This is a genomic window from Curvibacter microcysteis (assembly GCF_028649455.1).
GTDB classification, from domain to species: domain Bacteria; phylum Pseudomonadota; class Gammaproteobacteria; order Burkholderiales; family Burkholderiaceae_C; genus Curvibacter; species Curvibacter microcysteis.
Genome location: NZ_JAQSIO010000004.1, coordinates 1 through 21,130, shown reverse-complemented (window position 1 = coordinate 21,130; position 21,130 = coordinate 1). Strand labels below are relative to the sequence as shown.

19 protein-coding genes are annotated in these 21,130 nt (G+C 62.2%); 16 read left to right on the top strand and 3 right to left on the bottom strand.

Annotated features, from left to right (window positions below):
- Nucleotides 1–128: 128 nt before the first annotated feature.
- Together acs and PSQ39_RS11705 are read left to right on the top strand one after the other, a co-directional pair.
- Nucleotides 129–2,111 (top strand): acetate--CoA ligase, encoded by a 1,983-nt coding sequence (gene acs / locus PSQ39_RS11710; RefSeq protein WP_273926979.1) that lies wholly within the window; start codon nt 129–131, stop codon nt 2,109–2,111.
- A 431-nt stretch (nt 2,112–2,542) separates the two neighbouring features.
- Nucleotides 2,543–3,070, top strand: coding sequence for a pilin (locus tag PSQ39_RS11705; protein ID WP_273926977.1), 528 nt, complete (start codon nt 2,543–2,545; stop codon nt 3,068–3,070).
- A 30-nt stretch (nt 3,071–3,100) separates the two neighbouring features.
- Here PSQ39_RS11705 and PSQ39_RS11700 read toward each other — a convergent pair whose 3' ends face one another.
- Nucleotides 3,101–3,544: a universal stress protein gene (locus tag PSQ39_RS11700; RefSeq protein WP_273926976.1), complete on the bottom strand. Its 444-nt coding sequence runs from the start codon at nt 3,542–3,544 to the stop codon at nt 3,101–3,103.
- 104 nt (nt 3,545–3,648) lie between these two features.
- Between PSQ39_RS11700 and PSQ39_RS11695 the strand changes: the two genes are divergently transcribed.
- From PSQ39_RS11695 to PSQ39_RS11655, 9 genes are all read left to right on the top strand, one after another.
- Nucleotides 3,649–6,030, top strand: coding sequence for a heavy metal translocating P-type ATPase (locus tag PSQ39_RS11695; protein WP_273926975.1), 2,382 nt, complete (start codon nt 3,649–3,651; stop codon nt 6,028–6,030).
- Nucleotides 6,030–6,167 (top strand): cbb3-type cytochrome oxidase assembly protein CcoS, encoded by a 138-nt coding sequence (ccoS, locus tag PSQ39_RS11690; protein ID WP_273926974.1) that lies wholly within the window; start codon nt 6,030–6,032, stop codon nt 6,165–6,167. Before PSQ39_RS11695 ends, ccoS begins: the two co-directional genes overlap by 1 nt.
- Nucleotides 6,168–6,229: 62 nt before the next feature.
- Complete coding sequence (ccoN, locus tag PSQ39_RS11685; protein WP_273926973.1) at nt 6,230–7,666, top strand: cytochrome-c oxidase, cbb3-type subunit I; 1,437 nt, start codon at nt 6,230–6,232, stop codon at nt 7,664–7,666.
- Nucleotides 7,667–7,677: 11 nt separating this feature from the next.
- Complete coding sequence (ccoO, locus tag PSQ39_RS11680; RefSeq protein WP_273926972.1) at nt 7,678–8,307, top strand: cytochrome-c oxidase, cbb3-type subunit II; 630 nt, start codon at nt 7,678–7,680, stop codon at nt 8,305–8,307.
- 9 nt (nt 8,308–8,316) lie between these two features.
- Nucleotides 8,317–8,454 carry a cbb3-type cytochrome oxidase subunit 3 gene (locus PSQ39_RS11675; RefSeq protein WP_273926971.1) on the top strand — a complete coding sequence of 46 codons (138 nt, stop codon included), beginning with the start codon at nt 8,317–8,319 and terminating at the stop codon, nt 8,452–8,454.
- Between the two features lie 20 nt (nt 8,455–8,474).
- On the top strand, nt 8,475–9,398 hold the full coding sequence (gene ccoP / locus PSQ39_RS11670) for a cytochrome-c oxidase, cbb3-type subunit III (RefSeq protein ID WP_273926970.1): 924 nt from the start codon (nt 8,475–8,477) through the stop codon (nt 9,396–9,398).
- Between the two features lie 99 nt (nt 9,399–9,497).
- Nucleotides 9,498–10,937 carry a cytochrome c oxidase accessory protein CcoG gene (gene ccoG / locus PSQ39_RS11665; protein WP_273926969.1) on the top strand — a complete coding sequence of 480 codons (1,440 nt, stop codon included), beginning with the start codon at nt 9,498–9,500 and terminating at the stop codon, nt 10,935–10,937.
- Between the two features lie 11 nt (nt 10,938–10,948).
- Complete coding sequence (locus PSQ39_RS11660) at nt 10,949–11,245, top strand: FixH family protein (RefSeq protein ID WP_273926967.1); 297 nt, start codon at nt 10,949–10,951, stop codon at nt 11,243–11,245.
- Nucleotides 11,246–11,304: 59 nt separating this feature from the next.
- Complete coding sequence (locus tag PSQ39_RS11655; RefSeq protein ID WP_273926966.1) at nt 11,305–11,583, top strand: hypothetical protein; 279 nt, start codon at nt 11,305–11,307, stop codon at nt 11,581–11,583.
- A 176-nt stretch (nt 11,584–11,759) separates the two neighbouring features.
- On the opposite strand, the gene fnr is transcribed toward PSQ39_RS11655, so the two are convergent.
- Nucleotides 11,760–12,479: a fumarate/nitrate reduction transcriptional regulator Fnr gene (fnr, locus tag PSQ39_RS11650; RefSeq protein WP_273926965.1), complete on the bottom strand. Its 720-nt coding sequence runs from the start codon at nt 12,477–12,479 to the stop codon at nt 11,760–11,762.
- A gap of 189 nt (nt 12,480–12,668) precedes the next feature.
- Here fnr and hemN point away from each other — a divergent pair, with 189 nt between their 5' ends.
- From hemN to PSQ39_RS11630, 4 genes are all read left to right on the top strand, one after another.
- Complete coding sequence (gene hemN / locus PSQ39_RS11645) at nt 12,669–14,054, top strand: oxygen-independent coproporphyrinogen III oxidase (RefSeq protein WP_273926964.1); 1,386 nt, start codon at nt 12,669–12,671, stop codon at nt 14,052–14,054.
- Between the two features lie 120 nt (nt 14,055–14,174).
- The gene (locus tag PSQ39_RS11640; protein WP_273926963.1) at nt 14,175–14,936 is read left to right on the top strand and encodes a sulfite exporter TauE/SafE family protein; all 762 of its coding nucleotides are present in this window, start codon (nt 14,175–14,177) and stop codon (nt 14,934–14,936) included.
- 127 nt (nt 14,937–15,063) lie between these two features.
- Complete coding sequence (locus tag PSQ39_RS11635) at nt 15,064–16,368, top strand: HD-GYP domain-containing protein (protein ID WP_273926962.1); 1,305 nt, start codon at nt 15,064–15,066, stop codon at nt 16,366–16,368.
- A 107-nt stretch (nt 16,369–16,475) separates the two neighbouring features.
- On the top strand, nt 16,476–18,770 hold the full coding sequence (locus PSQ39_RS11630; protein WP_273926961.1) for a putative bifunctional diguanylate cyclase/phosphodiesterase: 2,295 nt from the start codon (nt 16,476–16,478) through the stop codon (nt 18,768–18,770).
- Between the two features lie 48 nt (nt 18,771–18,818).
- Here PSQ39_RS11630 and PSQ39_RS11625 read toward each other — a convergent pair whose 3' ends face one another.
- Entirely contained in the window at nt 18,819–19,634 is an 816-nt protein-coding gene (locus tag PSQ39_RS11625; RefSeq protein WP_273926960.1) for a sulfite exporter TauE/SafE family protein, read from the bottom strand.
- A 527-nt stretch (nt 19,635–20,161) separates the two neighbouring features.
- On the opposite strand from PSQ39_RS11625, the gene PSQ39_RS11620 reads away from it, so the two are divergent.
- Nucleotides 20,162–21,130, top strand: a 969-nt coding sequence (locus PSQ39_RS11620; protein WP_273926959.1) for an MCP four helix bundle domain-containing protein, incomplete at its 3' end; no start/stop codon positions are given.

Here is a 21,130-nt window from a genome sequence, read left to right as displayed (position 1 = left end):
GACCGTTGGCGTCACAAGGGCTTGGTCGGTGGACCTGGCCGCCCACTGACGTGTTTCAGTCAGAGCGATGTAAGCGCCAAGCCCCACATTTATGCGCAAATATCCCGTCCTACTACCAGGAGACAAACATGAGTGCCACCCCGAACGCCGGCGAAACCGCCGTGTACTTGCCCAGCGACGCCTTCGTCAAGAACGCCCACATCTCGGGCATGGCGGCTTACGACGCCCTGTGCCAAGAAGCCGCCACGGACTACCAAGGCTACTGGGGTCGGCTGGCCCGCGAGTTGATCACCTGGAAGACGCCCTTCACCCAGGTGCTCGACGAGAGCAATGCCCCCTTCTTCAAGTGGTTTGCCGACGGCACCTTGAACGCGTCCTACAACTGCCTGGATCGCAACATCGAGCGTGGCCTGGGCGACAAGACCGCCCTGATCTTTGAAGCCGACGGCGGCGAAGTCACCAAGATCAGCTACAGCGAGCTGCTGGCCAAGACCTGCCAGATCGCCAACGGGCTGAAGTCCATCGGGGTGGGCAAGGGCGACCGCGTCATCATCTACATCTCCATGTCCATCGACGGCGTGGCCGCCATGCAGGCTTGCGCCCGCATCGGTGCCATCCACTCGGTGGTGTTCGGTGGCTTCTCGGCCCAGTCGGTGCGCGACCGCGTGCAAGACACCGGCGCCAAGGCCATCATCACCGCCGACCAGCAAGTGCGTGGCGGCAAGCACCTGCCGCTGAAGGCCATCGTGGACGAGGCCCTGAGCTTGGGCGGCTGCGAATCCGTCCAGCATGTGCTGGTGGTGAAGCGCACCGGCGCCGAGCTGCCCATGACCGCAGGCCGTGACCTGTGGATGAGCGACGTCATCGCCCACCAGCCCACGGTGTGCGAGCCGGAGTGGGTGGAAGCTGAGCACCCGCTGTTCCTGCTTTACACCTCGGGCTCCACTGGCAAGCCCAAGGGCGTGCAGCATTCCACCGGCGGTTACTTGCTGCATGCGGCGCTGACCACCAAGTGGACTTTCGACCTGAAGGCCGATGACGTGTTCTGGTGCACGGCCGACATCGGCTGGGTCACCGGCCACAGCTACATCACCTACGGCCCGCTGGCCCTGGGCGGCACCGAGATCGTGTTTGAGGGCGTGCCCACCTTCCCGGACGCTGGCCGCTTCTGGAAGATGATCCAAGACCACAAGGTCAGCATCTTCTACACCGCGCCCACCGCCATCCGCTCGCTGATCAAGGCCGCTGAAGCCAATGCGGCCGTGCACCCCAAGAGCTATGACCTCAGCAGCCTGCGCTTGCTGGGGTCGGTGGGTGAACCCATCAACCCCGCCGCCTGGGAGTGGTACTACCGTGAAGTGGGCGGCAACCGCTGCCCCATCGTCGACACCTTCTGGCAAACCGAAACTGGCGGTCACATGATCACCCCGCTGCCAGGTGTCACGCCCATGGTGCCGGGCTCCTGCACGCTGCCCTTCCCGGGCATCCAGGCGGCCATCGTCGACGAGACCGGCAAGGACGTGCCCAATGGTCAGGGCGGCATCCTGGTGGTCAAGAAGCCTTGGCCGTCGATGATCCGCACCATCTGGGGCGATCCGGACCGTTTCGTGAAGAGCTACTACCCGGCTGACTTCCAGGGCAAGTACTACCTGGCCGGCGACGGCGCCATCCGCGACGAGAAGACGGGTTACTTCACCATCACCGGTCGCATCGACGACGTGCTCAACGTCTCGGGTCACCGCATGGGGACGATGGAAATCGAGTCGGCCCTGGTCAGCTGCACCGAACTGGTCGCTGAAGCGGCCGTGGTGGGCCGTCCAGACGACACCACCGGCGAAGCCATCTGCGCCTTCGTGGTGCTCAAGCGCTCGCGCCCCGAAGGCGACGAGGCCAAGGCGATTGCCAAGCAACTGCGTGACCATGTGGCCAAGGAGATCGGCCCGATCGCCAAGCCCAAGGACATCCGCTTTGGCGAGAACCTGCCCAAGACCCGTTCGGGCAAGATCATGCGCCGCCTGCTGCGCAGCTTGGCCAAGGGCGAGGCGATCACCCAGGACACCAGCACGCTGGAGAACCCCGCCATCCTGACCCAGCTGGATCAAACCTACTGATCGGGAGGCCGGCCTCAGGGCTTGGGGTGCTGTACCGCCCCGTCAGGGGCGGGCATTGGGCGCCCAGACCCGCTGGCGAAAAACCTGCTTCGGCAGGTTTTTTTTCGTCCCAATTTCGTTCGTTTTGAATGCGTTGGCGGAGGGGCTGGCGCTGGTGTTCGTAACAGTCGCAAGTGCGCGTCTCTTGAGCGCTGTTATAGATTGAGTGTTGTTTCGATCAGAAATGTTCGCTGAACAGACATGGGGTGGAGGAGGCCTGCCCTGAGGTGATCGCTGCGCTTGCATCCCTTGATCGGCCTTTGGGGTGGCTGGGCGGTTGGCGTGACGTGCTTACAAAGCCTGCTGGTTTTTTTCGGTGGCCACCTTTAGCTTGAGCTGTCCGGGGGAGTCGTTCCGCCGGGCCTGTTCAAGTCAATTCAAAGGAGGTCACCATGTCAAAACGCACCGCGCAAAGCGGCTTCACCCTGATCGAACTGATGATCGTTGTCGCCGTCATCGGCATCCTGGCGGCAGTCGCGCTGCCAGCCTACCGCGACTACACCGTGCGGGCCAAGGTGTCCGAGGTGATCATGGCCGCCACAGCGTGTCGAACCTCGGTCAGCGAGGTCATACAGACCGCCTCCAGCGCCAATGTGGAGGACGCGCTGAAGCAGGCTTGCACTGATCAGTTGTCCAAGTACGTCGCCAAGGTCAGTGTGGATGGCAATGGGATGGTTCAAGTCACGGCCAACCCTGCCACCTTGTCGTCGCTGGGGACCAACAATGTGCTGACCTTCACCCCAGTGGTCAGCTCCGGCAGCAGCGACGCCATGGTCTACAAAGCCTTTGTTGGTGCCACCGGTGGCGGGCAGTCCCTGGATGGTTGGGCCTGCGGTTCACGGGCCGGCCTGCCGATTGCAGGCGGGACCACGATGGAAAGGCGCTACCTGCCCGCCACCTGCCATGGCAGCTACCCCTGATGAGGGGCCGGCGTGGCAGGGCGGGCCGGCTTAGCGCAGCACCAGGACCGGGATGGTGGAGTGCGTCAGCACCTGCTGGGTTTCGCTGCCCAGCAGCAGGCGCTTGAGGCCACGGCGGCCGTGTGAGGCCATGATGATCAAGTCGCATTTGTGCTTCTTGGCGGCCGCCAGCACCGCCTCGGCGATCAGGTCAGACTTGACCACCACGGCCTTGGCTTTGAGACCTTGTTCGACAGCGGCGGCCTTGACTGCATCCACCACGGCCTGCCCGTGGTCGGACCATTCTTTTTCAATGCGGCCCACCTCGTCCACGCTCAACGGGACCGAGCCTTCAAAGTAGCTTTGCGGGTAACGCGGGACCACCTTCACCGCGACCAACTCGGCGCCAACAAGACTTGCCAGTTCAATGCCAGACTTAACGGCCTTTTGCGACAACTTGGAACCGTCGGTGGCCACGAGAATGCGTTTGTACATGAAGATCTCCTTGAACTGTTAAGCCTTCAGGTTAGCGATCGCTGGCCTGAGAGCCTTGATCTGCATCAAGCAGCAAGCGCAGAATGAAGGTTAGGCTCACGACCATGAACCCTGCACCTTCTTTGTCCATCGGTCATGCGGATTTGCTGGCGCCGTCGGCTGCGTCGGATCCCGCCGTGAGCAAGGCCGCAGAGCGTTTGAGCCTGCTGGACGATCCGCAGGAGTGGACTTTTTTTGGTCATCCCGTGTCAGCCGATGGCCCCCTGGATGCCGTGTCTGCCGACTCGGCTTTGCGGGCTGGGCCTTGGGAATCGCAGGTGGTGCTGGAAGGCATGCACTGTGCCGCTTGTGCCTTGACCATCGAGCAGGCTTTGCTGGAGGTGCCAGGCGTCACGGATGCCCAGGTCAACGCGGCCACGCGGCGGGCCCGCGTGGTGTGGCACCCCGACCATGTCTTGCCGTCGGCCTGGGTCCGCGCCGTGGAGGCGGCTGGTTACCAGGCGTTGCCTGCACGGGATGCCTTCCATGCCGAGCTGCGCCAGCGCGAGCAACGCCGCGCTTTGTGGCGCATGGGCGTCGCAGGCTTTTGCATGATGCAGGTCATGATGTACGCGTGGCCGGCCTATGTCTCCACCCCGGGGGACATGACCGAGGACATGGCGCAGTTGCTGCGCTGGGCCTCCTGGGTTTTGACACTGCCTGTCATGATCTTTGCCTGCAGCCCCTTCTTCGCCAGCGCCTGGCGGGACGTGCGCCAGCGCCGCATCAGCATGGATCTGCCTGTGGCCTTGGGCATGGCGGTGACTTTTGTGGTCAGCTCAGGCGCCACCTTCGACCCGGCGGGCATCTTGGGTCACGAGGTCTACTACGACTCGTTGACCATGTTTGTGTTTTTCCTGCTGACGGGGCGCTGGTTTGAGTTGCGCCTGCGTGACCGCACGGCTGGCGCGCTGGAGGCCTTGATGAACCGCATGCCCGACAGCGTCGAGCGGCGGCAGGCCGACGGCTCCTTTGAGCGCGTGGCGGTGCGTCGTCTTGTCTTGGGGGATGTGGTCCGGGTGCTGCCGGGCGAGGGCTTCCCTGCGGACGGCGAGGTCATTGAGGGGCAGACCCAGGTCGATGAGGCCTTGCTGACCGGTGAATCCAGCCCAGTTTGGCATGGTCTGGGCAGCGTGGTCACGGCCGGCAGCCACAACTTGACCGCCCCCGTGCTGGTCCTGGTGCAGCGACTGGGCGCGTCAACCCGCTTTGCTGAGATCGTCGCGTTGATGGAGCGGGCCTCGATGGACAAGCCGCGCCTGGCGGTCTTGGCCGATCGCTGGGCGCGTCCTTTTTTGCTGTCGGTTCTGGTGGCAGCCGGTTTGGCCGCTGCCTATTGGTGGTCCGTGGACCCGGGGCGGGCCCTGATGGTGGCGGTGGCGGTGCTGATTGTGACCTGCCCTTGTGCCTTGTCGCTGGCCACGCCTGCGGCCATGTTGGCGGCGGCGGGTGCGCTGGCGCGCCGCGGTGTGCTGGTGCGCAACCTGCAGGGCCTGGAGGCTTTGGCCGCGGTGGACCAGGTGGTCTTTGACAAGACCGGGACGCTCACCCAGGACGGCATGGCAGTGACCGGCTGGCGCGTTCGTGAGGGATTCGATGTTGATCGTGCGCGCTCCCTGGCCAGCGCCCTGGCGTCTCACTCCTTGCACCCGGTGTCGCGTGCCTTGCAGCGTCAAGCCACAGCGTCTGGGGTCGGGTTGCGCGCTGTGCATGAAGTCCCCGGCCAAGGGCTGGAGGGCGACTGGCAGGGGCCTGACGCCCAGGTCCACCGCTTGCGTCTGGGGTCGGCGCGCTGGTGTCACCTGCCGGAGGATGTGGCGGGTGGGGCTCAGTCGCAGGCCTCGGCCCAGGTTCATCTGGCGGATGACGAAGGCTGGTTGGCCAGCTTCGATTTGCAAGAAGACGTGCGCGCTGATGCCTTGGCGGCGATTCAGGGGCTGAAGGACCTGGGGGTGTCGGTGGCCTTGCTTTCCGGAGACCGCCAAGCCGCCGCGCAGCGTGTTGGGACGGCCTTGGGCATCGAACAGGTGTCGGGGGGCTGCACCCCCGCCGACAAGTTGGACCGCTTGCGCATGGCCCAGCAATCCGGGCACCAGGTAGCCATGGTGGGGGATGGCCTCAATGACGGGCCTGTGCTGGCGGGCGCCCATGTCTCCTTTGCCTTTGGCCAGGCGGTGCCGCTGGCCCGCTCGCGTTCTGATTTTGTGGTCATGGGGGGGCAGCTGACGCGCATCCCCGAGACCATCGCCCTGGCGCGCCGCACCCTGTCGGTGGTGCGGCAAAACCTGTGCTGGGCTGCGGCCTACAACGCGGTGTGTGTGCCGCTGGCCGTCATGGGCCTGTTGCCTGCTTGGTTGGCTGGTTTGGGCATGGCCATGAGTTCTTTGTGGGTGGTGCTCAATGCAGCCCGCCTGTCGCTGGCTTTTCCGTCTTTGCGGAGCACCTGATGGACATTCTTTTTCTGCTGATTCCCCTCTCGGTCGCTCTCGTGTTGTTGATTTTGGGGGGCTTGTGGTGGTCCATTTACCACGGGCAATTTGAGGGGGTGGAGCAAGAGGGCGAGCGCATTCTCAGGAACGATTGACGTGCGTCAATGCGTCTGTGCGCTTTCACTCTGACACTCGGATAGCAACTTAGAGGTAATCGATGAAATCATCCAATACACAAGCTGCCCTGTACAACGACACCGTCGTCAGGCAGTTCTCAATCATGGCGGTGGTGTGGGGGGTGGTCGGTATGTTGGTCGGCGTGGTCATCGCGTCCCAACTGGCTTGGCCCGAACTCAACTTTGGCATTCCATGGCTCAGCTACGGGCGCTTGCGTCCGCTGCACACGAATGCCGTGATCTTTGCCTTTGGTGGCTGTGCGCTGTTCGCGACCAGCTATTACGTGGTGCAGCGCACATGCCAGACCCGGCTGTTCGCAGCGCCCCTGGCGGCCTTCACCTTCTGGGGTTGGCAGCTGGTGATTTTGGCAGCGGCGATCAGCCTGCCGCTGGGTTACACCACGGGCAAGGAATACGCTGAGCTCGAATGGCCCATCGACATCCTGATCACCCTGGTCTGGGTCTCGTATACCATCGTGTTCTTTGGCACGGTCGGCACGCGCAAGGTCAAGCACATCTATGTGGCCAACTGGTTCTACGGCGCCTTCATCCTGGCGGTGGCAATTCTTCACCTGGTCAACAGCGCTGAAGTGCCGGCCGGCTTCATGAAGTCCTACTCGGCTTACGCCGGTGTGCAGGACGCCATGGTGCAGTGGTGGTACGGCCACAACGCGGTGGGCTTCTTCTTGACCGCAGGCTTCCTGGGCATGATGTACTACTTCATCCCCAAGCAGGCAGGCCGTCCGGTGTACTCATACCGCCTGTCCATCGTCCACTTCTGGGCGCTGATCTTCACCTACATGTGGGCGGGTCCTCACCACCTGCACTACACCGCGTTGCCGGACTGGACCCAGTCCGTGGGCATGGTCTTCTCGCTGATCCTCCTGGCCCCCAGCTGGGGCGGCATGATCAACGGCATCATGACCCTGTCGGGCGCCTGGCACAAGCTGCGTGACGACCCCGTGCTGCGTTTCCTGATCGTGTCCCTGTCCTTCTACGGCATGAGCACCTTCGAGGGCCCGATGATGTCCATCAAGACCGTCAACGCCCTGAGCCATTACACCGACTGGACCGTGGGCCACGTGCACTCGGGCGCCCTGGGCTGGGTGGGTCTGATCTCCATGGGTTCGCTGTACTACCTGGTGCCGCGCCTGTTCGGTCAGAAGTCCATGTACTCGGTCAAGGCCATTGAAGTCCACTTCTGGACGGCCACCATCGGCATCGTGCTGTACATCGCTGCGATGTGGATTGCCGGTGTGATGCAAGGTCTGATGTGGCGTGCCATCAACCCCGACGGCACCCTGACCTACACCTTTGTCGAAAGCGTGAAGGCGACCTTCCCGTTCTATGTGATCCGTGTGGCGGGTGGCTTGCTGTACCTCGGCGGCATGATCGTCATGGCCTGGAACGTCTGGATGACGGCCATCTCGGGTCGCTCGGTGGACACGGCTGTGCCCGCAGTGACGGCCCACGCTTGAGGAGAGAAACCATGAGTCAACACAACAACACGCCCAGCACCTTCTCTCACGAGAAGATTGAAACCAGCAACTTCCTGATGATCGTTTTGATCTTGCTGGTGATCGCGGTGGGTGGCATGGTGGAAATCGTGCCGCTGTTCTTTCAAAAGTCCACCACCGAGCCCGTCAAGGGCGTGCAGCCCTACACCGCGCTGCAATTGGTGGGCCGCGACGTCTATATCCGCGAGGGTTGCTACAACTGCCATTCGCAGATGATTCGTCCCTTCCGCGCTGAAACCCTGCGCTATGGCCATTACTCGGTGGCGGGTGAGTTCGTGTACGACCACCCCTTCCAATGGGGCAGCAAGCGCACCGGTCCTGACCTGCACCGTGTAGGTGGCAAGTACAGCGATGAATGGCATCGCATCCACTTGAACAACCCGCGTGACGTGGTGCCCGAGTCCAACATGCCGGCCTATTCCTGGCTGGACAAGGCGGTGGTGGATCCCTCCGTGGTGGCGCCTCGCATGAAGGCCCTGCGCACTGTGGGCGTGCCTTACACCGACGAGCAAATTGCTCAAGGTGCTGATGAGGTCAAGGGCAAGACCGAGCAAGACGCTCTGGTCGCCTACCTGCAATCCCTGGGCCGTGCGCTCAAGTAAGGAGCTGCCATGGACATCACCACCCTTCGCGTCGTGGCGACGTTGGCCTGCTTTGTGACCTTCATCGGCATCATCGCTTGGGCATTCTCGCGTCGCAATGCGGCTGGTTTCCAGGAGGCTGCCCAGCTTCCTTTTGAACAAGACTGAACACAGAACGAGAGAGCACCATGAGTGACTTCACAAGCAACTTCTGGTCGGTATACGTCACCGCCATCACGCTCGGGGGCATCATTGCCTGCTTGCTGCTGTTGTGGATCGCGTCCCGCAAGAAGGTCGTCGCCACAAGCGACAACACCACGGGCCACGTCTGGGACGGCGACCTTACCGAAATGAACAACCCACTGCCCCTGTGGTGGGTGGGGCTGTTCATCATCACGGTGATTTTTGGTCTGAGCTACCTGGCCTTCTACCCAGGCCTGGGCAACTTTGCCGGCAAGCTGGGCTGGTCGACCAGCGGCGAGTACGACAAGGAAATCGCCAAGGCCAACCAAGAGCTCGAGCCCCTCTATGCGCGTTTCACGGGCATGAAGGTGGAAGAGGTCTCCAAGGACCCGCAAGCCACCGCCATTGGTGAGCGCCTGTTCATGAACAACTGCGCTCAATGCCACGGCTCTGACGCACGCGGCAGCAAGGGCTTCCCGAACCTGACCGATGGCGATTGGCTGCATGGCGGTACGCCCGAGAAGATCACTGAGACCTTGACGGCAGGCCGCATGGGCAACATGCCTCCAATGGCCGCAGCGGTGGGCACGGCTGACGATGTGAAGAACGTCGCCAACTACGTGCTGAGCCTGTCGGGCAGCCCGCACGACTCGCTGCGCGCTTCCTTGGGCAAGGCCAAGTTTGGTGCTTGCGCTGCCTGCCACGGTGCGGACGGCAAGGGCAACCAGGCCTTGGGCTCGGCCAACCTGACCGACGACATCTGGCTGCATGGTTGGGGTGAGGCGGCGATCATCAACATCATCAACAACGGCAAGACCAACCAGATGCCGGCCCAGGCTGAAAAGCTGACGGCTGCACAAATCCATGTGCTGGCATCCTATGTGTGGGGCTTGTCCAACAACCAGGCACCCGCCAAGCGTGCCCAGTAAGGCTTGCGCCTGAATCCGTCCGGGCGCTGATTGACGTCCGGACGGCTTTTTCTTTTTCAATCGTGTTCGCAGTGCCAGATATTCAGCGGGGACAGCAGCTTGGAACCCACATCGACTGACAGCCGGAAAGTCATTCCCATCGTGCCTGTGGCCGACGATGAGCCGGACATGGTGTCGCTCTACGCAGCGCAGCAGAAGATCCACCCCCGTTCGGTCAGCGGCTTTTTCTCCAAATGGCGCTGGGCGCTGGTGATCTTCACCCAACTGATTTTTTATGGCCTGCCCTGGCTGGAGTGGGGGCAGCGTCAAGCCGTGCTGTTTGACCTGGAGGCGCGGCGCTTCTACATCTTTGGCCTGGTGCTCTACCCGCAGGACTTCATCTACCTGACGGGCTTGCTGGTCATTTCGGCTTTGGCGCTGTTTTTGTTCACCGCGGTGGCTGGGCGTTTGTGGTGCGGTTATGCCTGTCCGCAAACCGTCTACACCGAGATTTTTCTCTGGATCGAACACCACATAGAAGGCGACCGGCAAGCGCGTTTGCGTTTGGACGGGGCGCCCATGTCGCTGGAAAAGCTGGTCAAACGCAGCTTCAAGCACATTGTGTGGCTGACCTTGTCAGTTTGGACCGGCTTCACCTTTGTGGGCTACTTCTCGCCGGTTCGGGACTTGGGCATGGCCTTTTTGCAAACCCACATGGGTGGCTGGGAGCTGTTCTGGGTCTTGTTCTATGGTTTCGCCACCTATGGCAACGCCGGCTTCATGCGTGAGCAGGTCTGCAAGTACATGTGCCCCTATGCGCGTTTCCAAAGCGCCATGTTCGACAAGGACACCTTGATCGTCACCTACGACGAGGCGCGAGGCGACCCGCGTGGCTCGCGCTCACGCAAGGCCGATCCCGCCCAACTGGGCTTGGGGTCCTGTGTGGATTGCAGTCTGTGTGTGCAGGTGTGCCCCACCGGCATTGATATCCGAGAGGGACTGCAGTACGAATGCATCGGTTGCGGCGCCTGTGTCGACGTGTGCGACACGGTGATGGACAAAATGAACTACCCCCGGGGTTTGATTCGTTATTCCACCCAGAACGCGGTGACCCAGAAGTGGGGGCGCCCTGAAATCATCAAGCGCGTGTTCCGCCCGCGCACCCTGCTGTATGGCACGGTGTTGCTGTTGCTGACCGTGGGCATGCTGGTCAGCCTGGTGTTGCGCACCCCGCTCAAGGTGGATGTGGTGCGTGACCGCGCCGCTTTGTCGCGCATCGTGGCCGGTGGCAAGCTGGAGAACGTTTACCGACTGCAGGTCATGAACGCCACCGAAAAGACCCAGTCCTACCGCATCACAGCCTCTGGGCTGGAGGGCTTGGAGGTGGTGTCCGAGCAGCAGTTCGATGTGGGGCCGGCCGAATCGCGTTGGGTGCCGGTGCGCCTGCAAATTGCTTACGGATCTGCGTCCGAAGGCTCTCATCCGGTGTACTTTGGTGTGGCTGACCTGCAAGGCCAGGCCCATGTATCTGAGAAGTCTGTATTTCTGGTTCCCCGTTGAAGGATAGAACAATGAACACCCCGCAACACCCGGCTGCGAAAGCGGCCACGTCCCCGCGCCCCTGGTGGCGTTTCGGCCATGTCTGGTTGCTCATCTCAGGCCCTGCGGTGGTCGTGGTGGCGGGCTTCGTCACCCTGTGGCTGGCGATTCGCATGCCCGACCCGGTGGTGGCCGACGACTATTACAAGCGCGGCATCGAAATCAACCGCAGCCTGCCCGATGTGGCGCCCAAAGCCATGCTGCCTGCCTTGCAGGGGCGCAACCACGCCGCCACCCCGGCTCAGGACATTCCCGAACCCAAGCGTTGAACGCTTAACTTTCCTGCCCTGGGCGACTAGGATGGGCTGACACAACAAGGAGATACGCCATGCTGAGTCAACGCCTCATGTGGATTGTTTGGCCCGCCTTTTTGGTGGCCGGTGTGCTTGAAATGCTGGTGTTCGCCGTGGTCGATCCCAGCGATCTGACCTGGCTGGGGCACCCCTTGAGCTTGTCGCGTCAAGGCGTCTACACCCTGTCTTTCTTTGCCTTTTGGCTTTGCGCGATGGTGTCCAGTGGCTTGACCACGGTGCTTGCACGCTCCCCTGTGGACGTCAATCAATGCCCGCTGCCGCTGGCGGGCCGCCCTGAAGCCTGCCCCAAGTGAGTCTTTGGCTGGCCACATCGGCGGGGTGGGGTCCTTGCATGGCGCAGGGGCCAGGTTTCCGTCCTTCAGACACCCAGGCCTGAGGGGCCCATGAATGAGCAAAGGGCAGCGACTTGGCGTCGACTGCCCTTTTTTGCGGGGCCTGCAGTGCAGGTCCTAGGCCCTGACTGAGCAGATCACTGACAGGTCTGCGAGTTCACGATGCGCTTGAGTGCGTCGGTGTCGAGGATACGCACGTGGCGCTGCTTCACTTCGACGATGTTCTCGTCGACAAATTTCGAGAAGGTCCGGCTCACCGTCTCCAGCTTCAGGCCCAGGTAGCTGCCGATTTCCTCGCGCGTCATGCGCAGCACCAGCTCCGACTGCGAGAAGCCGCGTGCGTGCAGTCGCTGCACCAGGTTCAGCAAGAAGGCGGCCAAGCGCTCCTCGGCCCGCATGCTGCCCAGCAACAGCATCACACCGTGTTCGCGCACGATTTCACGGCTCATGATTTTGTGCACATGGTGCTGCAGGGCGGTCACTTCGCGTGACAGCTCTTCGATGCGATCGAAGGGCATGACACACACTTCCGCATCCTCCAGAGCGACCGCATCGCAGGTGTGGTGGTCTTGAACAATGCCGTCCAAGCCGATGATTTCGCCGGCCATTTGGAAGCCCGTGACTTGGTCGCGGCCGTCTTCGGTGGCAACACAGGTCTTGAAGAAACCTGTGCGAATCGCGTAGAGCGAGGTGAATTTTTCACCATTGCGGAACAAGGTCGCTCCACGCTTGACCTTGCGGCGCACGGCCACCACCTCATCAATGCGTTCGAGTTCTTCGGGCTTGAGGCCCATGGGCATGCACAGCTCGCGCAGATTGCAGTTCGAGCAGGCAACTTTGATAGTTTGTGGGTTCATTCGCCGAGTGGAAAAGTCAAGGTCAGAGCTTAGCGGTTTTGCAGCTTCAGACGTTACAGCTGTGTCAAACATGGCGCCTCCTGATGTGTCTCAAATTGTGAGGCGAGGGTTCGCTTGGGAGCTTGATCCAGATCAAGCCCTGTTTTTGTGGTCAAGGCACAGTGGAGGCACTAGAAGGAAAAATGCCAGATGAATGTCGTTTCGCCAGACCTGCTTCGTCGATTTGATGTGCCTGGACCACGTTACACCTCGTATCCTACGGCCGACCGCTTTGTTGAGGCTTACACCGAAGCAGATTACCGTCAGGCCCTGAACCAGCGCCGAGGCGGAGGCGCTGCGGCTTTGGTCTTGCCTTTGTCTTTGTATGTGCACATTCCCTTCTGCGAATCGCTTTGCTACTACTGTGCCTGCAACAAGATCATCACCAAGCACCCTGAGCGCGCCGACGAGTACCTGCGATATCTGAGCCGCGAAATCGACCTGCACGTGCAGCAGATCGGGGCCGGTCAAGCCGTCAGTCAGCTGCACTTGGGCGGCGGCAGCCCCACCTTCTTGTCCGATGAGCGCCTGAGTGAGCTCATGGGCATTTTGCGCCGCAACTTTGCCTTGGCGCCAGGGGGGGAGTACTCGATTGAGGTCGATCCGCGCACGGTCACCTCGGAGCGTCTGGCGTTTCTGGCGCAACTGGGCTTCAATCGTTTGAGCTTTGGTGTGCAGGACTTTGACCCCGCCGTGCAAAAAGCGGTGCACCGTGTGCAGCCTGCGGAGCAGGTGTTTGATCTGGTGGCCGAGGCGCGTCGCCTGGGCTTTGAGTCCATCAATGTGGACCTGATCTACGGCCTGCCGCGCCAAACCCCCGAATCCTTCGACCGGACCTTGGCCCAAGTGGCCCAATTGCGCCCCGACCGCATCGCGCTTTACGCCTACGCGCACCTGCCTGAGCGCTTCAAGCCTCAGCGTCGCATTGTCTCGGCCGAGTTGCCGGGGGCCGCCGCCAAGGTGTCGATGTTGTCGCGCTCGCTGTCGGCCTTCATCAGCGCGGGCTATGTGTACGTGGGCATGGACCATTTCGCCTTGCCCAACGACTCGCTGGCAGTGGCCAAGCGCCAAGGGCGTTTGCACCGCAACTTCCAGGGCTACAGCACCCAGCCCGATTGCGATCTGATTGGTTTGGGCGTATCGGCCATTGGCCGCGTGGGCTCCACCTACAGCCAGAACGCCAAAACGCTGGACGACTACTACGACTACCTCAATCAGGGGCGTCTGCCGGTGGTGCGGGGCTTGGCGCTGTCGCGCGACGACCTGGTGCGCCGGTCGGTGATCATGGCCTTGATGTGCCAGGGCCGTGTGGTGTATGAGTCCATTGACCTGGCTTGGTTGATCGACTTCCGCACTTACTTTGCCAATGAGATGTCGCTGTTGGCCGACCTGGCCCGCGATGGTCTTTTGACCTTGGACGAGACCGGCATCGAAGTCACAGCCAATGGGTGGTACTTCATTCGTGCGGTGGCCATGGTGTTCGACCGCTATTTGCAAGCTGACCGCACCCGGGCCCGCTTTTCGCGCATCATCTGAGGCTTGCAGTGCTTGTTTTGCAGGCGCTGGCTGGGGCGGGTGGCGCGAACGCCCCTCGGTCCGATCGGGCGGGTGCTTGACCCCGCGCTCTGGGGCATGCGCGTTGGCTAGGAGACCTGGGTGAGTACATTGGCATGGACAGGCTTGTTGATGGGCTTGGCGGGTGGCCCCCATTGCGTGGCCATGTGCGGCGCTGCCTGTGCGGCTTTGGGGCGTGCCAGCCCCAAGCCAGCCAAGTCCTTCATTCCCATCGTGTCAGACACCGGAGCCAGCCCTGAAGCCCGTGTGGACCATCTGCCCAAGGCTTCACAGCAGGTCTGGCCCACGGGGCGTGAGTTGCTTTTTCAGTTGGGGCGCTTGGTGGGTTACTCACTGGCTGGCGCAGCGGCGGCCATGGCGGTCGACAGCCTGGCTTGGCTCAGCGCGCAGACCGCCGTCTTGCGCCCGGTCTGGACCTTGTTCCATGTGCTGGTGCTGGTGTGGGGCGGAATGCTGCTCTTGAATGCGCAGCAACCGCTTTGGGTTCAAGGCGCTGCGCGTTCGGTCTGGCAACGGGTGGGGCCCTTGGCAACGCGCCAGAGTGGTGTTTTTGCAACAGGTGTGCTTTGGACCTTGCTGCCCTGTGGGCTGCTTTACTCCGCGCTGTTGGTGGCTGGTTTGTCTGGCAGCGTGGTCGATGGTGCGGGGGTCATGGCCTTGTTTGCCTTGGGCAGCAGTGCCTCCTTGTTGCTGGGGCCCTGGGCCTGGCGTGGGCTGCAGCGGCATGTGAAGGCCTGGCGCCAGGACTGGGGCACCCGAGCTTCGGGCCTCCTGCTGTGCGCGATGGGGGCATGGGCTTTGTGGATGGACATGGCCCAGCGCGTGGCCGACTGGTGCCGATGAACCCAAGTGGGCGGAGAGGGCCGTGCTTTTTAAAGGATGCCCATGCCGTGCATCCTCTATACGTAAAAGTTGTAGCTAATTACCGCCATAATGAGATTTGACCATGTAGATTTGGTCAGGTTCTCCCATGGAAGCAAGTCAAACCAAGCTCATCGATATTCACCAGCTGCGCAAAGGCATGTTTGTGCAGCTTGAGCTCGGCTGGATGGACCACCCCTTTCCGGTGGGCAGTTTCAAGATCAGCTCAGATGAGCAGTTGCAGACCGTTCGTTCGCTGGGCTTGAGCCAAATTCGCTACGTGCCATCACGCAGCGATGTGCAGGTTGAAGACCTGGCTGTGGCAGACACCACGGTGGTGCCACCGGCTTCCCCGGACCCTGCAGTCCCTCCCACCATCACCCTGAGCCCTCTGGAGCTGGCCCGACGCAAGCGTCTGGCTGATCGCGCTTCACAGGAACGCAGCCTGGAGCTGTGCGAGCGGCGCTTCTTTGAGGCGACGCGCCAGTACCGCAAGGTGGGCGAGCAGGTGCGAACCAGCCCCGTCCAGGCCCGCGAACAAAGCGAGGACCTGGTCAACGGTTGCGTTGCCGAGCTGTTGGACAACGGTGAGTCGGTCATTCGGCTGCTGACCGAAGTCTCCGGCGATCGCAGTGCCACGCACCCGATCAATGTGATGATCATCTCCTTGTTGCTGGGCCGGTCCTTGGGCCTGGGCGAGCAAGAGCTCAAAGAATTGGGCCTGGTGGCCATGCTGCACGATCTGGGCAAGCAGGAATTGCCCGAGCGCGTGCGGGCTTTTGATGACCAGTTCTCCACCGCCGAATACCGCATGTACCAGGAGCACGTCGAACAAAGCGTGCAAGTTGCCCAGCGCATGGGCCTGTCGGCGTCGGTGCAAAAAGGCATTGCCCAGCACCATGAGATGGCCGACGGCAGTGGCTTCCCGATGCGCCACAAAGTGGATCGGTTGGAGACCTACGGCAAGATCGTGTCCCTGGTGAACCGCTACGACAACCTCTGCAACCCCGCTCGCATGGCGATTGCCCTGACGCCGCACGAGGCCTTGTCGGTCATCTTTGCGCAGATGAAGGCGCGTTTTGACCCGGCGGTGCTGGGCGCTTTCATTCGGATGATGGGGGTGTATCCACCCGGTTCGGTGGTGCAACTGGTCAATGACCGCTTTGCCTTGGTGGTGTCGGTCAATTCTTCGCGGCCGCTGCGCCCCCGGATTTTGGTGCACGACCCTCAAGTGCCCCGCTCGGAGGCCTTGATCCTGGATCTGGAGCATACGCCCGACCTGGGCATCAAGCGCAGTCTGAAAGCCGCCCAATTGCCCAAAGCAGCCCTGGACTACCTCTCGCCGCGGCAACGCATCTGTTACTTTTTTGAGCGCGCTGTGGAGGCGCCCGTCGAGACGGGGGTCGCGCCGTGACGGCCATGCCCCCAGTCCCATCTCTGGATGGGCTGCTGGAGGCAGTCTGGCTGGTGGAGGCGGAGGGCTTGACCATCTGCGCACTGAACGCAGCAGCCCGTCATTTGATGGGTGACATAGCCCCTGAAGTGATGTTGGGGCGCGAGGTCACTGAGTGGGCCGTTTCTCCCGAAGACATGGTGTTCTGGTCCGGAGTGGCCAGCGGCCACAGCGATGAGCTGTGGTCGCAAAGTCTGATTCGCCGACCCGACGGCCAAGTGCTGTCCGTGGAGCGGCGCGTCACCCCCGCTGTGCTGGCCGACGGCCGACCGGCCTACCTGGTTGCCTTGCTGGACCGCAGCCGTGAGCAACAGGCTGCCAATGAGCTCGAGCAACTGGTCGCCGAGTTGCGCGCCACGCTGGACTCCACCGCCGATGGCATTCTGGTCTGCAGCCTGCGCGGCGACGTGCGCGCTTTCAACCGCCGTTTTGTGCAAGTTTGGGGGCTGCCCGAGAGTCTGCAAACCCGCCGTGATGACGCGATGTTGCACGCCCATCTGGTGCACAGCGTGGTCGATGGTGCGGCTTACGAGGCGCGGCTTGAGGTCTTGTCCAACATGCCCGAAATGCAGGGCACGGACACCTTGTTATTGCGCAACGGCCGGGTCCTGGAGCGCGTCAGCATTCCCCAACTGAGCCGAGGCCGGCCAGTGGGGCGGGTCTTTTCCTTCCGTGACGTGACCGATCAAATGGCGGCGGAGGCGGGCCTGAAACTGGCCGCCAAGGTGTTTGAGTGCAGCCTGGATGCGGCCTTCATCGCCTCGGCCGACGAGCTTCTGGTGGCCGTCAACCCAGCCTGTGAGCGCTTGAGCTACCAGGCGGCTGCCCGCTTGTTGGGGCGCGTGGCGGGTTCCTTGTTCAGCGATCCGCACAACGACCAGTTGTTGGACACCATCCGTTCCCATTGGCGACGCCACGGCTTCTGGGAAGGCGAGGTGTGGCTGCGTCGTGACGATGGCAGCACCTGTCCGGTCCAGCTGTCCTGGGTGGTGCTCAGAGATGAGCAGGATCAGGTTCGCCAAAGCATCGGGTTCTTCCGTGACCTCACCGAGCAGCGGGCGGCTCGCCACCGCATCGAGCAACTGGCTTACAGCGACGTGCTGACGGGTTTGCCCAACCGCTTGCTTTTGTCGCAGCGGGTGGACTTTGCCTTGCAAATGGCACGCCGGCAATCCACCAGCTTTGCCATCCTGTTCCTGGACCTGGACCGTTTCAAGAACATCAATGACTCCCTGGGCCACCAGTTTGGCGACCGGGTGCTGGTGCAGGTCGCGGGCCGCATTCGGTCGTGTTTGCGGGATGTGGACACCCTGTGCCGCCTGGGCGGGGATGAATTTGTGGTCTACCTGCATGGTGTTGAGGCCGAGGGCGCCGAGCTGGTCGTGGGGCGCATCCTGCAGGAGCTGACCCGTCCCTTCTTGCAGGACGACATGAACTTCAGCATTGGTTGCAGCATCGGCGTGGCCATGTACCCGCAAGACGGCAGCACCTTGGATGACCTGATCAAGCAGGCCGACACCGCCATGTACGAGGTCAAGGCCACGGGACGCGGGCACTTCCGGTTTTACCGTCCCCAGATGAATGTGGACGTGCTCTCGCGCATGAAGCTCGAGACCGCCATGCGCCAGGCGCTGGACCAAGGCAAGTTCCGGCTGCACTACCAACCCCAGCTCAACTTGTTGACTGGGCAGTTGGTGGGCGCCGAGGCCTTGATCCGTTGGACTGACGAGGAGCGGGGACCGGTGCCGCCAGGCCAGTTCATCCCGCTGGCCGAGGAGTCCGGCTTCATCGTTCACATCGGCGCCTGGGTGCTGCGTGAAGCGGTGCGGCAAGCCGTCTGTTGGCAGCAGGCGGGCACGCCCGTGCTGGTGTCCGTCAACGTGTCGGCGCTGCAGTTCCGCCAGCCTGACTTTGTACAGAAGGTGGCACAGACCCTGGTCGAGGCTGGTTTGCCCGCAGACATGCTGGAGCTGGAGCTGACAGAATCCATCCTGGTGCAGGACGCTGACGAGGTTTTGCAGCGCCTGCAAGCCCTCTCCAACCTGGGGGTCCGCTTGGCGATTGATGACTTCGGCACGGGCTACTCCAGCCTGGCCTACCTGAAGAAGTTTCCCATCGACAAGCTCAAGATTGATCAGTCCTTTGTGCGCGGCCTGCCCGAGGATGAGAGCGATACGGCCATCGTGGTGGCCATGATCAGCATGGCGCGTGCGCTCAAGCTGTCGGTGATTGCCGAAGGCGTGGAAACCGAGTCCCAGCGCGCGACCTTGCAGCGCCTGGGCTGCGATGAGTACCAAGGCTTTCTGTGCTCGCCGGGCGTGTCGCCAGACAAGTTCGCTGCATTTCTGCAGCCCTCGGCCTGAGTCCGCCGCACCCGGTTGGGCCGCCCAGGGCGATGGCTCGCCCGGGCCTCAGCTGCTCAAGCCCTTCCAGAGCATGTAGCTGGCCAGCAGGTACAGCGTGCAGGCAAACACCCGCTTGAGTTTTTTCACTGGCAACTGGTGGGCCGCTTTGGCTCCCAGTGGCGCGGTCAACACGCTGCAAGCAGCAATCACGCCCAGCGCGGGCAACCAGATGTAGCCCAGCGAAGCGGAGGGCAGGTCGGCCACCGATTGTCCCGCCAGGGCATAGCCGACCACATTGGCCACGGCGATGGGAAAGCCGAGTGCCGCCGAGGTCGCCACGGCGTTGTGGATGGCCACGTTGCACCAGGTCATGAAGGGCACGCTGATGAAGCCACCGCCCGCGCCCACCAGACCGGACAGAAAACCAATCACGCCACCTGCGGCCAGTTGGCCTCCAGCCCCGGGCATTTGCCGTGTCGGAGCCGGCTTCTTGTCGAGGAACATTTGCGTGGCCGAGAAGCCCACAAACAGACCAAAAAAGATCGCCAGGTAGCTGCCCTTGAGCAGCGCAAACACCCCCAGGCTGGCCACCGCGCCACCCAGCACAATGCCGGGGGCCAGGCCTTTGACCAGGTCCCAGCGCACGGCACCACGCCGGTGGTGGGCACGCACGCTGGAGATCGAGGTGAACATGATGGTCGCCATCGAAGTGGCAATGGCCATCTTCACGCTCAGGTCGGCCGCCACCCCTTGCTTGCTCAGGATGAAGGTGATGAAGGGCACCATCAGCATGCCGCCACCAATGCCCAGCAGACCCGCTAAAAACCCAGAGCCCAGGCCCAGCAAGGCCAATTCGATGATCAACAAGGGGTCCAGCAACATGGGGGCTTTCAAAGTAGGGGGTGTGGCAGGTCCATCGCTGAAGACCTCCTGCTGCAGGGCCTGGAGGCTGTGCCAGGCAACTGCGTCAGGGCCAGGACCAGAGACCCATGGCAGGGCATTGCCTGGGCTCAGGGTGCCGATTTTAGGACAGCTCAGCCGCGCACACCGGCTGTGGCAGCCGCGCGACACCGCTTGGCGATGGGCTTGCGCAATGCTTTGGCCCATGGGATGCCCAGCTTGATGGGGGCGAGTTCGTGGTCGGTGGGGTTCAAAAGACCCGGGTTGCGAAAGGTCAATCCGTTGATTCCACTTGTGTCATTTTTTCTGAATCTTCACAATCATCTACAAAAATAAACAATCGAGAAAAAAGCCACTTTGGCCATCAAACGATTGAATTCGTGTGTTGATCCGGCTCGAGGTCTTCTTAGGGAGGCCGGGCTTTTTGTGGGGGCTGAAGTTCTTGTCTGGCCCCGGCTCTCTTGAGCCCTGAGTCTCTTGTGTTCTCCCCAACCCACGTCAAAACCCCCATGTCCTTTCTTCGACAACTCAAAATTGGCGCCCGCTTGGGCTTGTGCCTGGGCCTTCTGCTGTTGTTCCTTTGCACGGTCGGCGGTGTGGGGCTTTATGAAATCAAGCGCGTCAACGCCAACGCCCAAGAGTTGGGCTCCAACTGGATGCCCAGCATCAAGAGTTTGGGCGAGGTGCGCGCCTCCATGAACGAGGTCCGCCGCATTGGTTTGCGCCATGTGCTCGAAGAGCTGCCAGACAACAAGAAGCAGCAGACGGCCCTGCATGAGCAAGCGCTCAAGGTCCGCACGGTCAAGGCGTTTGAAAGTTATGAAAAGCTGATCTCCTCCCCCGAGGAGCGCAAGCTGTGGGACGACACCAAGGCCCTCTGGAGCCAGTTTTCTGCCTTGGACGCCCGGCAAATCCAGTTGTCCGAGGTGGGGGCTGCCGAGGAGCGCCAGGCCCGCAGCTTGGCCACCGGCGAAACAGGGCAGGTGTTTGCGCAGGTGCTGGCTTCGCTCACCAAGCTGATCGAGTTGAATGAAAAAGGGGCCCTGCAGGCCACCACCCAAGCTGATCATGACTACCGCATGGCACTGACCCTGACTTCCAGCCTGATGGTGGTGGCAATGGGCTTGGGGCTGCTGTTTGCCGTGCTGCTGACCCGTTCCATCCTGGTGCCCATCCAGGAGGCCGTCAACGTGGCTGAAACCGTGGCGGGAGGCGACCTGACCTCCACCATCCACATTGAAGGCCGTGACGAAGCCGCGGCGCTGCTGCTGGCCCTGCAGCACATGAACGACCGCCTGGTCGACGTGGTCAGCCAGGTTCGCCACAGCAGCGACAGCATCGCCACGGGCTCGGCCGAAATCGCCACCGGCAACGCCGACCTGAGCCAGCGCACCGAGTCCCAAGCCAGCAACCTCGAAGAGACGGCCGCCTCGATGGAGGAGTTGACCAGCACCGTCAAGACCAATGCCGACACCGCG

Excerpts from the sequence above, each read along its gene's own strand:
- hemN (WP_273926964.1), top strand. The coding sequence starts at position 12,669 with ATGAATGTCGTTTCGCCAGACCTGCTTCGTCGATTTGATGTGCCTGGA.
- PSQ39_RS11675 (WP_273926971.1), top strand. The coding sequence starts at position 8,317 with ATGGACATCACCACCCTTCGCGTCGTGGCGACGTTGGCCTGCTTTGTG.
- PSQ39_RS11695 (WP_273926975.1), top strand. The coding sequence starts at position 3,649 with ATGAACCCTGCACCTTCTTTGTCCATCGGTCATGCGGATTTGCTGGCG.
- PSQ39_RS11635 (WP_273926962.1), top strand. The coding sequence starts at position 15,064 with ATGGAAGCAAGTCAAACCAAGCTCATCGATATTCACCAGCTGCGCAAA.
- fnr (WP_273926965.1), bottom strand. The coding sequence starts at position 12,479 with ATGAACCCACAAACTATCAAAGTTGCCTGCTCGAACTGCAATCTGCGC.
- PSQ39_RS11625 (WP_273926960.1), bottom strand. The coding sequence starts at position 19,634 with ATGTTGCTGGACCCCTTGTTGATCATCGAATTGGCCTTGCTGGGCCTG.
- ccoP (WP_273926970.1), top strand. The coding sequence starts at position 8,475 with ATGAGTGACTTCACAAGCAACTTCTGGTCGGTATACGTCACCGCCATC.
- PSQ39_RS11660 (WP_273926967.1), top strand. The coding sequence starts at position 10,949 with ATGAACACCCCGCAACACCCGGCTGCGAAAGCGGCCACGTCCCCGCGC.
- PSQ39_RS11630 (WP_273926961.1), top strand. The coding sequence starts at position 16,476 with ATGGGTGACATAGCCCCTGAAGTGATGTTGGGGCGCGAGGTCACTGAG.
- ccoO (WP_273926972.1), top strand. The coding sequence starts at position 7,678 with ATGAGTCAACACAACAACACGCCCAGCACCTTCTCTCACGAGAAGATT.
- ccoN (WP_273926973.1), top strand. The coding sequence starts at position 6,230 with ATGAAATCATCCAATACACAAGCTGCCCTGTACAACGACACCGTCGTC.
- acs (WP_273926979.1), top strand. The coding sequence starts at position 129 with ATGAGTGCCACCCCGAACGCCGGCGAAACCGCCGTGTACTTGCCCAGC.
- ccoS (WP_273926974.1), top strand. The coding sequence starts at position 6,030 with ATGGACATTCTTTTTCTGCTGATTCCCCTCTCGGTCGCTCTCGTGTTG.
- PSQ39_RS11705 (WP_273926977.1), top strand. The coding sequence starts at position 2,543 with ATGTCAAAACGCACCGCGCAAAGCGGCTTCACCCTGATCGAACTGATG.
- PSQ39_RS11700 (WP_273926976.1), bottom strand. The coding sequence starts at position 3,544 with ATGTACAAACGCATTCTCGTGGCCACCGACGGTTCCAAGTTGTCGCAA.
- PSQ39_RS11655 (WP_273926966.1), top strand. The coding sequence starts at position 11,305 with ATGCTGAGTCAACGCCTCATGTGGATTGTTTGGCCCGCCTTTTTGGTG.